17 protein-coding genes are annotated in these 14,973 nt (G+C 51.5%); all 17 read right to left on the bottom strand.

Annotated elements, in window-relative coordinates; all coding sequences use genetic code 11:
• Positions 1-968: shufflon system plasmid conjugative transfer pilus tip adhesin PilV (pilV, locus tag WFM45_RS24175; RefSeq protein WP_257188645.1), on the bottom strand; the 968-nt coding region annotated here is incomplete at its 3' end.
• Positions 965-1,639 carry a prepilin peptidase gene (locus WFM45_RS24170; RefSeq protein ID WP_022649979.1) on the bottom strand — a complete coding sequence of 225 codons (675 nt, stop codon included), beginning with the start codon at positions 1,637-1,639 and terminating at the stop codon, positions 965-967. The genes pilV and WFM45_RS24170, both read right to left, overlap by 4 nt.
• Positions 1,624-2,106, bottom strand: a complete 483-nt coding sequence (locus WFM45_RS24165) for a lytic transglycosylase domain-containing protein (protein ID WP_336957560.1) — start codon at positions 2,104-2,106, stop codon at positions 1,624-1,626. Before WFM45_RS24165 ends, WFM45_RS24170 begins: the two co-directional genes overlap by 16 nt.
• Before the next feature lie 84 nt (positions 2,107-2,190).
• A complete protein-coding gene (locus WFM45_RS24160) occupies positions 2,191-2,805 on the bottom strand; it encodes a type 4 pilus major pilin (RefSeq protein ID WP_160251394.1) in 615 nt (204 codons plus the stop codon).
• A 13-nt stretch (positions 2,806-2,818) separates the two neighbouring features.
• The gene (locus WFM45_RS24155; RefSeq protein ID WP_032623575.1) at positions 2,819-3,913 is read right to left on the bottom strand and encodes a type II secretion system F family protein; all 1,095 of its coding nucleotides are present in this window, start codon (positions 3,911-3,913) and stop codon (positions 2,819-2,821) included.
• Positions 3,906-5,465: a GspE/PulE family protein gene (locus WFM45_RS24150; protein WP_022649975.1), complete on the bottom strand. Its 1,560-nt coding sequence runs from the start codon at positions 5,463-5,465 to the stop codon at positions 3,906-3,908. The genes WFM45_RS24155 and WFM45_RS24150 overlap by 8 nt, the downstream gene beginning before the upstream one ends.
• Before the next feature lie 2 nt (positions 5,466-5,467).
• The gene (gene pilP / locus WFM45_RS24145; protein WP_022649974.1) at positions 5,468-5,983 is read right to left on the bottom strand and encodes a type IV pilus biogenesis protein PilP; all 516 of its coding nucleotides are present in this window, start codon (positions 5,981-5,983) and stop codon (positions 5,468-5,470) included.
• Positions 5,967-7,271 (bottom strand): type 4b pilus protein PilO2, encoded by a 1,305-nt coding sequence (gene pilO2 / locus WFM45_RS24140; RefSeq protein WP_022649973.1) that lies wholly within the window; start codon positions 7,269-7,271, stop codon positions 5,967-5,969. Before pilO2 ends, pilP begins: the two co-directional genes overlap by 17 nt.
• 1 nt (position 7,272) lies before the next feature.
• Entirely contained in the window at positions 7,273-8,949 is a 1,677-nt protein-coding gene (gene pilN, locus WFM45_RS24135) for a PilN family type IVB pilus formation outer membrane protein (protein WP_022649972.1), read from the bottom strand.
• 14 nt (positions 8,950-8,963) lie between these two features.
• Complete coding sequence (pilM, locus tag WFM45_RS24130; protein WP_022649971.1) at positions 8,964-9,401, bottom strand: type IV pilus biogenesis protein PilM; 438 nt, start codon at positions 9,399-9,401, stop codon at positions 8,964-8,966.
• A complete protein-coding gene (locus WFM45_RS24125; protein WP_336957550.1) occupies positions 9,401-10,498 on the bottom strand; it encodes a toxin co-regulated pilus biosynthesis Q family protein in 1,098 nt (365 codons plus the stop codon). The genes pilM and WFM45_RS24125 overlap by 1 nt, the downstream gene beginning before the upstream one ends.
• Before the next feature lie 14 nt (positions 10,499-10,512).
• The gene (locus tag WFM45_RS24120; protein WP_022650068.1) at positions 10,513-11,019 is read right to left on the bottom strand and encodes a hypothetical protein; all 507 of its coding nucleotides are present in this window, start codon (positions 11,017-11,019) and stop codon (positions 10,513-10,515) included.
• A 73-nt stretch (positions 11,020-11,092) separates the two neighbouring features.
• Positions 11,093-11,719 (bottom strand): hypothetical protein, encoded by a 627-nt coding sequence (locus WFM45_RS24115; RefSeq protein ID WP_336957547.1) that lies wholly within the window; start codon positions 11,717-11,719, stop codon positions 11,093-11,095.
• 21 nt (positions 11,720-11,740) lie between these two features.
• Positions 11,741-12,412, bottom strand: a complete 672-nt coding sequence (locus tag WFM45_RS24110; RefSeq protein ID WP_045891782.1) for a hypothetical protein — start codon at positions 12,410-12,412, stop codon at positions 11,741-11,743.
• A gap of 234 nt (positions 12,413-12,646) precedes the next feature.
• Positions 12,647-13,156: a transcription termination/antitermination NusG family protein gene (locus WFM45_RS24105; RefSeq protein WP_032623570.1), complete on the bottom strand. Its 510-nt coding sequence runs from the start codon at positions 13,154-13,156 to the stop codon at positions 12,647-12,649.
• A 285-nt stretch (positions 13,157-13,441) separates the two neighbouring features.
• Positions 13,442-13,702, bottom strand: a complete 261-nt coding sequence (locus tag WFM45_RS24100; RefSeq protein ID WP_022650064.1) for a helix-turn-helix transcriptional regulator — start codon at positions 13,700-13,702, stop codon at positions 13,442-13,444.
• A gap of 452 nt (positions 13,703-14,154) precedes the next feature.
• Entirely contained in the window at positions 14,155-14,838 is a 684-nt protein-coding gene (locus WFM45_RS24685) for a helix-turn-helix transcriptional regulator (RefSeq protein ID WP_265937801.1), read from the bottom strand.
• Positions 14,839-14,973 lie beyond the last annotated feature (135 nt).

Genomic DNA, 14,973 nt, shown 5'->3' with positions numbered 1-14,973 from the left:
GAAAGTACGCCACCACTGGCATCACGGCTTATCAGCCCATTCGGATAACAGGCTATACCTGCAACGTTTACCTGACCCAGTTGCAAAACACCGCCAGCTGAAAGGTTGCCTGTTGCTTTAACTGTGGCACCAGAGACCTCGTTTGTTGCCGTAATATTGCGTCCGGCGCTGATGTCACTGTCAGCACGGACTGTAGCTCCTTTTACCTGTGCTCCCGCTGTAATATTCTGGGAAAAAATACCATTTAAACCACTCACATTTCCGCTGAATGTTCCTGTCTTACCATTAATGGTACCGACGCTGTTCAGATTATTTCCCCCCATGTCTATTGCTGTGTGCATTTTATTCAGGTCGGGGCGGCCATTAACCTGAAAACGGTACAACCTGTCGTTATCCTCCTGTGCACCAGATAACTCATCTGTTGAGAGGAGCACGACGATATGTCCATTTCCGGAAGTAGCTCCGTAGCTACTCAGCGGGATTTTCCAAGTCCGCAAGGCACCGGTGGCAGTTTTACCGTCATCGATGTATCCTCCGAATCCGGTTTTGATGTCCCTCGATATCAGCCTCAATGCTTTGGCCGGATATACACTTCCACCGCTTGATACCACCATTCCCTGCAACAATTCCGTGTTTTGCCCGTTTCTGACCAGGTACGTGTTCATACGCTGACCCTGGCTGTTTGTTTCGGTAAAACCGGACGGCAGAAAACCGGTATTTTTAAGCATGGCTGTGGTGATCACTGTCGGCGCGGTAGTGCTGGTTGCACTTAACAGCGTGGCATAGTTTCGCCCGACGTAGCCACGCGCAGCTGCTGCGTAGGTACTGATATGGGCTGCTTCAACCTGCCAGTTTTTCTCCTGTTGCCAGTCCTTGTATTTAGTGAGTCCAAAGACGGCCATTGCCATCACAACAAGGAGCGACAGAGCGACATCAAGATTTGCCCAGCCACGATCATGCTTTTTCATAGAATCGATATCCATACAGGTTGATACAGAAGAGTGAGCTGGAAAATACTCCCGCTAAGACAAAGCCAGGGTCCCAGCGGTCCCTCTTTTTTCCCCGATACATTCCAGGTTAGCAGCCAGAGAACAAAGGCTGCTGCTCCAAACAGAGTGACCAGTGCAGCATCTTTCCCACCCATCCAGGCAGTCAGGCCAGTTATCAGCCATAAATCCCCCTGACCCAGACGCTGAGTGCCCCGGTTTACCAGGACACTCAGTAGTGCCATCAGACTGACTGTTGCTGCGATCTCCGCCAGTTGTGTAGATATACTTTCAACTGAAACGTCTGATGCTGCTCCCCAGAGCAATCCCCCAAGTAACAGCCGTACTGTGAAGGTTCGTGGCAGATATCCACTGACTGCGTCTGTGCTCCCGGCCTGAAGAAGGAAGGCCATCATCACTATGGCAGCTGCCCGATCAGCAACAGGAACCGGTGCAAGGGCAGCGATCATACTGAAAGTAGCGAAGAACCAAATCCCTGCCGTCAAGGTTGTTTTCTGTTCCTTAACGTTTATCGGGTGCTCCTCCAGAAATTCGAGCACGCGGCACATCAGGACTCTGCCAATGATTGCGAACCCCAGTAGTAACGGCAGACTCCATGCTGTCGTCAGACTCGTAACTATGATGGTTCGCATATTCGCTTTCCTTTCACCTGTCGACAGACTCGAAGACCTTTCAGCTCCAGATAGAACCCCCAGATACGGTTGGCATATTGCTCACGGGTTTCGTGCCGATCCTTACGGAATCCAGCGTTGTAAGACCCGAGGCAATTCCAGGTCACACCACATACCTGAAAGTGGCTGGCCAGGATCCACGCCCCTATCTGAATGTTCAGACAGGGGCGCTTCAGCAGGTCTTCTGCCCCCTGGATGACACCCATCCGGACGAGCTTAGGAATATGGGTTGAGTTAATCTGCATCAACCCATAGTCCGTGCTGACCGGATTACCCTTTTTATCCCGGTTGGTGTTTGTGACCCATGGACGGAACGAAGACTCCCCTTTGGCCACTGCCTTAAGCAGCAGTGGCTCGATCTGGTATCGGGCACCGGCATTGTTAAAGCAGGCATCAAAAGTCGCAGGCGGGGAGTTCGTGCTGGCCATCAATGGGCCGGAGGAAAAGGACAGAATGAGCAGCGTCATTACCAGGCGGCAGGAGAGAATGCGTTCTCTCCGCATGTTGTCTCCTTAGCTGTTCATCGTGAAGATCAGCTTGTTGGTACCTGTGCTGCCATTGTCAGCTGTGCATTGCGCGCTGGCTTCTTCAGTTGTCACAACCCCATCACTGTGCGCCGTGGAGTTGACGGTGATCGCATCAGCAATTTTGGCGCGACTGAGTGCTGTGACGAGCGAGACGCAGGCACCCTGAGGAACCATTTCGTAGGTCAAAGAGAATCCATTTGAGAACCCGGAGACTGTGACAGGTGACAGTGTCACGGCTCCACCCCATCCATTATAAAGCGTGGCGGTGCCGGAAGAGGGGGTACCACGTACAGTCATACTTTTAGGCTGAAGTTTCATCTGGATAAGCGAGCCCATCATTTTGGCACCGGAAGTGAATGTGTATCCATCTCCTCCTTTCATCATGTTCTGGGTGCTTGTGATGAGCGACTGAATGTTCGACGACTCCTTACCTACGTTGACGTTATTTTTGAGGGCGAAGTATCCCGCCAGGACGATCCCGATGACGACCAGTACGATTAGCGCGATGCTGCCCTGCTCCAGGAAGCCCCAGCCGCGGTGTTGCGAAAGCGCCTTAGTTGGTTTGTATGGCTGAGAAGTTGGTTCAGAATTAAATTGCATGATGTTTCCTCATTTAAAAAGAGCCCGACGAGCTGTTAAGGGCATTAATATCCATAACGACAAGGACCAGAAGCAGAAGCATCAGGATCATTGCCAGGAACATGAGTCCGCGGATTACAACAGCGCGCTTTGCTACGCGCTCCAGGGTTTGTTCAAGCCAGCGCTGTCCGTAGTTAATGATGATTTCATCGTCTCCATCACCCTGCAAAAGGGAGAGGAAGTTGGCCGCTTCCTGCGACGGAAAATCGTAACCACAGTCCTTCAGGGCCAGTCCGAAATGTTTACCTTCACGCACATGTTCGGTAATCGCATCAATACGCACAGCAAGCCAGGGGGATGCCGTTTCCAGCAGGATCTCCAGCGCGTCTTTGGTTCTTACGCCGGACTGTAGCAGTGCACCGATATTCAACAGGAAGGTCGCGCCCTGAATATCCTTATAAACCGACCATGGCATCAGCCCGTCGAATATACGACGAAGCCTGTCAGGGCGATGCCAGCGCGGGAGTGACCAGACCGTCCAGATAATTAAAGCGGTGGCGGCGATGCCGGTTATCACTCCATACTCACTGAAATACACTGAGATCCCGTAAAGAAACCCTAGCGCCCCGGTCCAGTTCTCTGGCGGGCTGATTTCTGTCAGCGTAGGAAGTAGTTCGGCATTCAGTACATAGATGGAACTGGACAACATGATGGCAAAACCAATCGGATAGATGGCCATCTGCCATACAGCTGCGCGAATACGCTTACCCGCGTGGGTCAGGGCACAGGCGTATCTTAGTGAGCGTGGAAGTGACTCACTGCGTATGCCGGCGCTTATAACGGAAGCTTCTGCGGCAGGTAGCCACCGGGTGAGGGTGCGCTCCAGCGTTTTTTCGCCGCTATTTTCCCTTAACGCATCAATACAGTCGTCCGTCAGCTCAACGTAGGGATGCCAGTTCTGGCCGAAGTTCGTCCATGCATTGCGCATTTTCTCCAGTGAAGGCTTTAGTTTCTGTCGGTTTTCAATCAGAAACCGCAGCGCATCATAGAACTGAACACGATACTGACCGCTGAACGTCTTACGGACCAGGTTATATCGGAGTCGTTTCAGGAAGTGCATTTCACGCATCATCCACCTCCAGACGTTCATCTTCATCGAGTGGAATGATCCGGTTGGCCATCAGCGGGTCGACCAGCCCCTCGTTGATTTTATGCAGAACGTGGCGGACACGGCTGATCCCCTGCATGTTGTTTATCCAGAACTGGCGAGCCGCAACCTTGCCGTCAGTTTTCAGCAGCTTAAAAAGACGGTTATTGGTCTCGATAACCTCGGCAATGACGGTACGTCCCCTGATACCCTGACCGACTTTGCCACGCACCTGGCCGTTGATCTCCACTACCTGTGTGCATGCTTCACACCCGTCCGGGTTATGGAAATAGAGCCTGTCGGTCGAGCAGACGCCTTCAATATTGCAGTATTTCTCCAGCCAGTTCTTTTCCTCGTCACTTAAGGTGTTGACCTTATCCTGCCAGGATATACGGCATTCCGGACATAGTGTGGGTACCAGACGCTGACTGATTAATCCGATTAAAAGCTGGGCATCACACAACAGATTTTCGTTAACACCGAGCGTAACCATACGCTCCGGGATGCCGAGTGCTGAGTTTGTGTGCAGGGTTGTCATCACCAGGTGTCCGGTCTGGGCGGCATAAATGGTGGCCAGCATCGAGACAAGGTCACGCATTTCACCCTCCATAATGGCGTCCGGATCCAGTCGCAGCGCTGACGAGATAGCTTTTCCCCAGGCGATACGTACTGCTTCCTCATCTGATTTGTCGCAGATGATTGGCGTCTGAACAGCTCCCACGACCTGCCCCTCAAGTGGGTCTTCGATGGTCAGAAGGTGTTGCCCGGGGTTGGTATCCAGATATTCACGGCAGGCGGTACGGAGCGTGGTGGATTTACCGGAACCAGTTGGCCCCGAGAGGATGATCTTACCTTCAGGTCGGTCAATCATGCGTTTAAGCAGCTTGATTTGTTCGGGTAGATAACCCAGTTGCAGGAAGTCAGGTACGTTGTTACCGTCATCCGGAATAAGTCGCATAACCGCAATCAGCCCATCGCCAGTTGGGCGGTGACTGTAGCGGGCACCAAACAGACCTATTTTCCGCATCATTGCCGGGGAGAGTCGTGCATCCTGTTCCCGGTGTGGGTAGAAGCTGGTTTCTGACACATCCGACATCGAGAGAATACAGGTGGCACAGAGGGATATACCTTCCTCTCGCCGACGTTCATCCACCACATGCAAATAGCCGTGGACGCGCATTTTGACCTGGAAGAGTGAATCTGAAATGAGAAAGTGAATATCTGAGGAACCGAGCTTTTTGGCCACTGAAAAATAGTTCAGGATCCGTTGTTCACTTTGGCTGCTGTCTCCATCCAGGTCTGCCAGAGTTAATCCTGTCTTATCGCTGGCCTGAGGTTGAGCTTCCTGCTTTTTTCGCGCCTCTCGTAAGTCTGAGAGAGTGACAAACCGATGTTTGATCCCCGGATGTTTGTTCATTAAGTCCATCAGCGCGGCCTGTACACCTGGGTCGACTCGCTGGTTGGTATCAATGAGGATTTCTTTCCTGTCACCGTCATCAAACAGCAGAAGAGATTCTGCAGTAATAGCGCTCATGGTTAGTCCCCAAAGGCAAGCAGTGTGCCATCGCTGAGTGTGACTCCGGCTAAGGTAATGCTTTTGACTGTGCTCTCCATTCCTGGAATACGGCTTCCGGGTGATACGACCAATGACAGTCCTGATTGCAGTTGTAGTGTGGCGCGGAGGTTTTTATCGCGGCCGTTAATCTCCAGCACGACAGGGCGATTACTCACAGTAACCGGACGTGCAGGCTGGCCAGGCAGTGAAGTATCGCCGAAGGAGGCACCGGGAAGAGCGGTGGCAGGAGTGCCGACGCTGGATTGATTTTCCTCAAGCTGGCGCTGCAGTTGCGCGCCCTGAACTTCTGCCTGAAGAATGACGTTTCGGATATGCAGCTGTTCAAGCTGTCCCTTTGTCACACCGGGTATCACGTTCCCTGCTGGCGGTGATACCTGCTGGTTCGTGGACTGAGAGGCCTGAACGGGTAAAGGCCCGAATATTGGCAGCAGGAGCCAGAGTGTCGCCTGCCGAAGAAATTTACTTTGCTGACGCATAAATTTTACCTTCAGTGGTATAGCTGAACGCACTTCCGTTCAGCTCGAATGTTAAACGGGTAAGTCGGATACCAGTTTCATCCAGACCGTCGAATAAGATGATGGCGGGGAGGGGCGCGGAAAAACTAAACGCGTATTCCTGCCAGTCCTGCACAGGAGGCGGTTCTCCGTTCGACCCCGGCAGGACTGGAGGCATGGCTACATCGGTGATGTTGAGTGTGATTTGCTGACGCTGGAACCAGGATAGGATGCGGATGAGCTGCAATGAACTGTCAGGCACTGCTTCATCCCTGAGTGGTCTGTCCGGGGGCGGTAATGAAATTCGGGCTTCCCGCCCCCCCTCCTTAAGATTGAATACTGGCGTGACACCGAAGACTTCCTGACTGCGAGCGAGAAACCCCTCGACTGTGCCACCGGGCATAATCTGGTACAAAAGGGTTATACCGTCAGGAGAACAGGTCCCGGATGCCAGTTTCCAGCTCCCCAGAACATGTAGCGCCGGATCGGTCTTTCTCTGACAATCATCAATCAGAGCCTGGGCTGTTACCTCGCGTGCCCAGGGATGAGGCAAAACCTTAGGTTTTGCCTGACTGGCGAACATTGCGCGCGCCCTGGCCTGTATTTCTTCAGCGGTGAGTACCGGTTCCTCCGGTGGTGTGGCCGTCTGCCACCAGGCAATGGCGCCTGTGCTGAGCAGCAGTATCGCGCAAGCCAGTAACCAGCGCTGCCTCCGGAGTCCATCTACATGCACACGGCATTGCTGTCGCCTGCGTGCAGATAGTCCGGCAAAGAGGCTGTTAGCATCAAGGGGGTTTTCCACTGATGCCAGACAGACCCAGCCTTCTGGGGGCGGTTCGTTCATGCTCAGGAACAGTGTCAGCAGCCCCTGCATTTTGTCCGCACTCCCTGTTTTATCGGCAGTGACGGCAGGCACACCATTAATACTGGCCAGAAACACGAAGTCGGTACTACTCAACCGATAAATGCCGTATCCATTTCGTGTGCTGGCACAGAACGCGAGTGCCAGCGAAAAGAGCTGGTGACGGCGATGACGGACGGGCAATCTGCCACTCCCAGCGACTGATTGCCCTGTGTCCCGTTTATTGAACTGTCCTGTTGAGGTGTGGACGCCGATGCCGTCTGTTCTTCCGGAACGTGATTTTATTGGTTGAAATGGCGGCAGCCGAAATTTTTGTCTTTCCGTTGGCGCCCAGTCCATCCCCGCCAGCCAGTAACGGCTGCGGGATTTTCCATCCCGGATTGTAAACAGGTAATCCTCATCCTTCATTTCAGCCTCCGGAACTTTGCGGGAATGTCGGTGTGATCACGATGACCAGAGTGGTCCGTTCGTTTTTACCTGACTGACTTCCGCCCAGGAGCGGGTTCCCTGGCGTAAAGGTGCCGGATTTATTGACGGAGGTATTGTTCTGATCAAAACCAGTGAGGATCAGCGATTGCCCGGCCCGGAGATTTGCCTTCTGGCTCAGAGAGCGCAGTTTGGTATATGGCATCTCGATGTAAGAGTTCCCGTCTTTTGACGTGAAGTTACGGATGGTCGGTGGATCTGACAGGTTGAAGTTTACCTGTAGCTGAACGTTACCTGTTTCCTGAATCAACGGTAACAGGGTCATGTTGAAACCGGTGGTGATCATCCCAGGCGTCAGCGTTGTGGTGGCGCCGACATCGGTGGTTGTCGTTGTAGCCGACTGCGCTACATAGACCGTCTGATCTGCCATCTGAATAGGCACGGGCGTCAGGTTAGTCACGGTACTGGACTGAGAAGTGACGACGCTGACATCGCCCTGTTCTGACAATGCTTTCAGCAGAAGGCTGGAGCCAGCAAACTTCGCGGCATTACCAGTAGCGGTATCAAGAATGGACGCGCCGGCAGAAATACCACCAGTGAGATCCCCTGTCGCGTTGTTAAGCGTGGCGCCAGCAGAGTGCAGTGACTTGTACACCAGGTTCCAGTCAATCCGGAAATCTTCGTTTCGTGAGTTACCGACGCTCAGGACTTCAACATTCAGGGCTACCTGTCTGTTCATGATGAGATTTTGCTCGTTCACATAACGGGCCACAGCGGCCTGTACTGACGGCGTGTCTGTCACAATCAGTGATGAGCTGGAGGAGGACAGCCAGTAGCGACCTTTGTTCGGGGTCAGCATCGACTCCACAGCTTTTCGCAGATCAGCATACAAATCGTATTCCTGCCCCGTGGTTGTGCTCTGGGAGGTTGTGGATTCGCCGGAGGCGGAGTTATCTGTACCACTGGTGGCTCCCATACTGCTGGTCGTCCCTGAGCTGACGCTCGACGTGCTGGACGTTTTAGTGTTCAGCATGGCCAGCGAATAGGTCCGGGTTTCCATCAGATAGAACACGATAGTTCCATTATCCATTCGCCAGTAGAGACCGCTACGGCTGGCCATCAGATCCAGAAGTCCGCCCAGGTCTCCCTGCCACATCAGTCCGGTAAGGTTCAGGGGCTGGCTGGTTCCTCCAGTCGGCAAAGAAGTTACGCCCCCCAGACTGGCCAGTGGCGTCCGACCGCTGTCATCAGGTGGTGGTAGTGTGCCACTCATCTGGCGTGTGACGCCGGTACTGACGCTGCTCTGGCTGATATCAAGGGCGTCAGGAGTAAAAATAACGGGGGTTCCACACAGCGCGGTGATGCGTTGTGCCAGTTCCTGTAGCGTAATAGTATTTTTTGCCTGGGTGATATTACATGACGGAGCCTGGTGGTTCCGTTCACGAACGGCGACCGGGATAGGACTCGGATTAATCCACTGACGCTCCGTCCAGGTCAGTGGTTGTTGATGTTGTGTTCGCGGGAGCTGTGCCTGTGCGCGGGCTACCGTGGCGTCAGATTGTGCCTTAGTCTGCATTTTGTTGATTTCAGAGAAGGTACAACCTGCGAGCATGGCAAAGCAGGACGCCATCAGCAGGCGCCGCAAAAGGGTTTTCTTCATGGGGGAAATCCGGATTAGTTGAGGTAAACCACAGCGCCTTCAGGAACGCCCTGTGGAGCCGTGAGCCCGGTGGCCAGACCGGAAAGCCAGATTAACTGGCCGCTTCTCATGGTGCCGATGAGTGCCGAACCGCGACTCTGTGCCCGTAAGGCATCAACGAGTCCAGCTTGTTCCGGCATCCAGACCCACAATCTACTCTGAAGTAACCGGTACTGGATCCGGGCGTCGGGAGTAAAGGGAAGACCCAGCTGGTCAACTGGAACTGTGCCATTCGTTTGGCCAGTTTTGTAACGCCAGTCGTTAACGCGGTTGGCGATAGTCAGGATCTGGGAGGCATAAAGCTGGCCGCTCTGCGTCTGTATTGCAGTCCGGCTGGTCTGATTTTGTTGCGAATCTATATCACCGACAATCAGGAAAAATATCATGCTGATTGCCAGTATGACCCAGCCCATCACCGACCTGCCGGAGTGTCTGTGACAGATACCACGCACTGCATGCGGGAAGCTTCAGCATAAAGCGGTTTCTGTGCTGAACGGTAAAGGTCGAACATCTGACCGAGCATGGTTTCAAATGAGCCGCGGAAGGTCAGTGGTGCGTCAAGCCGATAATCCGTCACGGATACTGGCCAGATAACCGTCCAGTGCGATGATGCGCCTGATTCACAGCGGGTATCCTGCGCCCATTTCATCAACATTTCCCGAAGAGTCGTTCCCGATGGCGCCAGCCAGGTTTTACCCTGAACCACAGGTGCGACTGGTTCCCCGGTGGCTGGTTGTGCTTTAACTACCGCTGTTGGTGCCTTCATCGGTTTTGTTGTTACAGAGGATGTGCTGGTTTTAACCGCTGCCGTCGGTATGGGTTGGGTCACCTCCGGTCCGCTGAACGGATTTCTCGGCGCGCCAGACGCCTGTGGCGGCGCAGGGAGGTTTCCAGTGGACAGTGCAGGGACGGTCATCTGAGTGGTTTGCCCCTTTCGCTGCAATGTGACGGCATGACGATCCCAGTCCAGCTGACCCTGGATGGATTGCTCTGTCAGCAGACGGTTGAGCACCCTGGTCCACTGGTCATTGGTGTCGACCGAGACGATACGGGTATTCAGTACAGGTCGCAGGGCATTCTCATAGTTCAGCGTCCAGCCAGTCGGAATGATGCGCCTGACCCACTGTTCGAAAGTGAGGTTACGCACCTGTGATAATGACAGAACGGCAACGGGACCTGGTGTGCCGGTAAATGTGAGTGCCGGCAGCGCTGGATTCATGATGGGGCTCACTGAGCTGACTTGTTTTGCGGAGGAGGCCATCATTGTTGGTTGCGGCAGCGGGGAGGTCTGCGATGTTACCGCTACAGATGTCGGCTGGCGTACGGGAACGGGAGTGGCCGCCGGAGGCGCAATTCGCCGCTGTGTCTGTGTAATGATATCGGCACTATCGCTGATCTGGCCGTCGACAAACACGAGCGCAGGTGTGTCAGGAGCAATGTTACGGTTATTAAATCCCGCGCAACTGCTTAACAGCGACGGTATTAACAGGGGCAGGGCAAGTTTTTTCATGATGATCCCCGGGGTTATTCGGTGGGGTGAACGGTAATACGTGGAAAAGCACAGTTCGCGTCAAAACCGATACCGCTGATCAGAACATCGTCTCCGCGCGCTATCAGAATTTTTTGCTGTTGAGTTATGTAATTTTGCGAGGGCAGGTCTATCCCTTCCTCGGCTGAGCCAGCTGAGAGTTTTGATAATTCGGGATGGCAGGCGTGTCGTACCGCCAGTGAAACGAGTTGTTTGTCATCCCCTGCATCGCTGACGACAGCCCTGACCGTGGTTCCATAAGAGAGAGTGCGGTATTCCTTACTGACGATTTTCCCATCTTCCGTAGTGACCGAATTTACATAGCGTACGCTGTCTGAGTTGTCGAAAGTAACAGGTTGGCTGAGCGGCGCATCCATCCTGAGAGAAACCACTTTTTGGACAGAGGCTGGTTTGCCGTGAGTAATGTCAATACGCTGATCGGGCTGTGAGGATGAGCAGGCGCTCAGGATAAGCGGCAATACGGCAAGGGTAATATGTTTCATGTTTTTTACTCCGGAGTTAGTTGTTAGTGAAATACAGGTATGAAAGGGAGCAGGAAGTGACGAGTCGGGACGGTTATGTTTTTTGAGAGATGATAATGAGGCGGTTCGTTTCGTCATTGAGGGGAAGAGCAACACTGAGCTTCTGTCCACCTTTTAATCTGAGAAGTTGTCGGAAGTTGATAGCGTAACGGGAATATTCATTTTTTGAGCTGCCAGTGGTCCGGGAAAGCTCTACGGTCATCTGCATTAATGCAGAGTCTGCGGAAAGAGCCGGCGTTATCACTAATGAGAGATCATCCACGACATTTTCTTTCTTCTTCTCCCCTGTCGTTGCGTGTTGTTGAGCGGAGTAATTTGAAACAGAGAAAAGTAATGCCTTGTTGTTGGTTGTGACTCCTGACATATCGTAGAGCAGTCTGACGTCCCCTTTAGCGACCAGTTCCGTGAGTTCGTCTCCCAGTGAAGCGCTGACCGGTCTTAAAGATATTTTTGCACCTGGCTGTTCAAGCAATTCCTTTAGTTCAGGCGTTACGGGAGTGGAAAGCTCGTAAATACTGGCTCTGACAGGAATGTATGCAGTTTCGTTTTTCTTATACTGCCCGATTTCATTACGGTGATGAGCCTGGTTTGAAGTAGTAGCTCCGTTGCAGCCATATAACGCCAGCAGGGAACATAGCACGCCCAATGTATGCGTTTTCATGATTAAGCCTCGGCAAAAAGATTAATGAAGGTCAGGGCGCCATACATCTCCGTAGCGGACGCCTTCACGGGCACCCCATGCTGACTCCGGCAGTGTGTGATGTCCGATATAGAGTGTGCGAAGAGTGGCTTTGGGTAGTGAGATATCGCGGCCACGGACAACAGAGAAACGATCGAGATAGAAAGACTTTTCTACCTCATCATCTTCATTTTTTTTCAGGAGGAGTTGAAGCGTGACGGGGGAAGCCATTGAGCCTGTCGCGGTAAATGCTTCTTCCATACGGGTGAACTGTAGGATGTGGTTCTTACGATTTCGCTGGCGTTCCATGATTTCAGTTACAACCTGCTCAGGCCAGGGGCAAAGGCAGTGCTTCCAGCCAAGGCCGAGAAGTGAATTAAGAACTGCCCGAAAACGAAACAGATCACAGTTCCCGGTTGAAACAGCGTTGGTCCAGAGCGCAGTCAGGACGTCATCAATGGGACGATTTCGTTCGTTTTCGAGCAACTGCCGGATAGTCATAAACTCGCTACCCATCCCTTTGAATGTTGGTATTCTTCGTGCTCCGCTTAGCCATTCTGTGATGAATCTACGTTTGCCACGCTCTGAGGTTATGTGATGGTTTTCGACTGCCGTACGTAAGGCTACGAGAATGCACCACAAGAGATGGCTGACCTGTTCCTGGGTGGATTGCATGGTTTGTCTCTCTCTGGTTCCGGTTTCTGGCAATGACGTCTGTACCTTCATTCCGCCAGAATGAAAGAAGCCTGAAAGCAGGCTGGCTACAGGAACAGAGGGTGTTCATTGGGCAGGGCCAGCCCAGACGTCATTGCCGGAAAACGGTGAAAAAAAGCCCCCGTGAACGGGGGAAACTAAAGGGATGGTGTAAAACTGGTTTGAACCAGCTTAAGAGGCTCGGTTAAGTACATTTTAAAATCCCCACGCATCAGCATGGGTGATCATATCGAACAGCATTGCAGTCCGGGATATGGGATGATCCGTTTTATCTAACTGCGTAAGGCGTTTGTATTGGCTTTTTGTCAGCCAGATATCTGATGCCGCTTCGAGTTCAGCTCTTGCAGCAGGGTGATGAGTCGGGTCGGGGTATTTCTTCATTAATGCTTCGACTACCCTTGTATTCACAGGGGCAATTTTACTGCCGAATTTCACAAAGTCGCAGAATGCAGAGTGCGCCCGAATCATATCTATTTTCTGTGATTCGAAATCTGCCTTAAGGAAGAAATATCCTGGGAAAACGGCCGAGATCCTTTTTCTGAAAACATGCGGGGCATCCGCACGCCGTATTTGCGTTAAGGATAAAGGTGTCCATGGAGTTATTCTCCTGTCGTGTAGCCAGTCGAATAAGTTCTCGCGGTTTTTGCCCCCGGTAATATAGAGAGCAAGATACCATTGTTGGTTACATACAGTCTCAATATTCATTTTTGAACGCTTCGCGCAGAATTGATCCATGAAAGGATAATTCAAGTTCAATGGGGTCGAACATACTCAACCATGAAGGCGAAACAGTCTTACTAACAAACACTTAAGTTTGCATGCTGTAGTTCGAGCGCCTTCATGGCTCAGGATGCTCTTGTAGGTTAGTCCCTTAAGTAAAATTGGCGGCAATACTTAAGGAACTGTGCGTATTTTTGTTTCTCTGTATAATGAAGTAAAGTGTAAATAGGCTGAATCCTAAAAATGCACCCTCAAGGGTGCATTTTTTGATTAATTTGTGATCATCAATGAAATCATGAAAAAGTATGAGCGTGACAATATAACTGCACGCATTGCATCGTTACTTTTTAAGTTCAGAGCTTTAGTACTTCGCTTCAGATGCGAGCGGACTGTCTCAACAGAAATATTGCAAATGTCAGCGATTGTCTCATATGCATTACCGTGAGCATACAGAGTAACGATTTCTAACTGTTTTCTGGAAAGCTCAGGAAATACGCTATGCAGGGCGTTAATAGTGTTTTCATTAATCATCGTTAAGTCCCCTAGCAAATCTATACGTAGTAAATTTACGCGCAATATGCATCCCCTTTAATGGGGAGAAACCCCATGGACCTTGTCGCGACATGTGGTATGGGCGAAGGATTTCTGATGAGGGTGAGCTTTAGCAGCTAGGCCTATAAAGGCATGTTCATTTGCTAAGGGGGATATAGAAATTTTTGATAGGTTCTTGCACATCATAGATGAAGCTCCCGTGTAGATACTATGTCGGCTACCAAGGAGTTCTCACGCTCTGGTGGCAGCCCAGGCAGGGGTGAGAAACCGGCCTACACGGTACCGGCCAACCTTACGGTTGCCCTACCTGAACCGCCATTACGAAGATGTGCTGGTTCAGTACACAAAAAAACACGCTTGTGCGTGTCTATGTGCACGTGTAGATACGGGTTCTCACGCCCGATCACAGGATTTACTGTGACCTTTGAAGACTACTGTCTGCTTAGTGATGAGTCAACTAGATACGCATCAGGAGCAGCTCTGAATAGTCGAAACCGAGGCTTTAAAAAACGAGGGGGAACATATGCATCCCAGTTATTCTTTTTGCAAAAGTCTAATAGTTCGGCTCCAGACGAGGTCCCGGTTTTCTGCAGGCATCGGCTGATTCTGTGTTCTACCGCTTTAAGAGAGGTTCCTAATATTCGAGACATCATTTTCCTGCTGTATTTTAGAGAGATTAAGAAGATGGCCTCCCATTCAGCATTTGTGAATATCTCAGACGGTACCCTGTATACCAACGATTTGGGAACGTCTCCCGATAGCAAGCTGTCTGGCCCAAAAATATCAACAGGCCTAACTTGAAGCATCGTTCCTGAGCAGATCCCGTCATCGTCGTAATAGGGTCTAGATTCGAAGCATAGGGCATGTATGGAGTTGCTCTCACCTATTGGATGCGTAACGATTGAAGAAAACTTATCTTCATGTTCCATAACGAGTTCCTCCTGCTTATGTATTCGTTGTGAGAGGTAAGCTAAGGAGGTAGGGAGCTGGTCCAACGTTTTTCCTACAATCGGATAATCGTTGGGGAGTTTTAATAATCGAAGAAAAGCTTGGTTTACCGCTACATACTGCAGATTGCCGTTCTTGATTGTCATCGGTTCTCTGCTGTTGGATATCAGGTTTAAAACCTGGGGAGCGAGTTGGAATTTTTTTTTGAAGAAACGAGTTTAGACATCATCCACTAAGAGCCGTATGTATTTGAAATTTAGAGATATATTCTGTGTGTTGATGTACTATATCATGTAAGGCGA

It is taken from the genome of Serratia sp. KG1D (assembly GCF_037150675.1).
GTDB classification, from domain to species: domain Bacteria; phylum Pseudomonadota; class Gammaproteobacteria; order Enterobacterales; family Enterobacteriaceae; genus Serratia; species Serratia nematodiphila.
The sequence above is the reverse complement of the archived record's forward strand: the minus strand, read 5'-3'. Positions and strand labels throughout refer to the sequence as shown.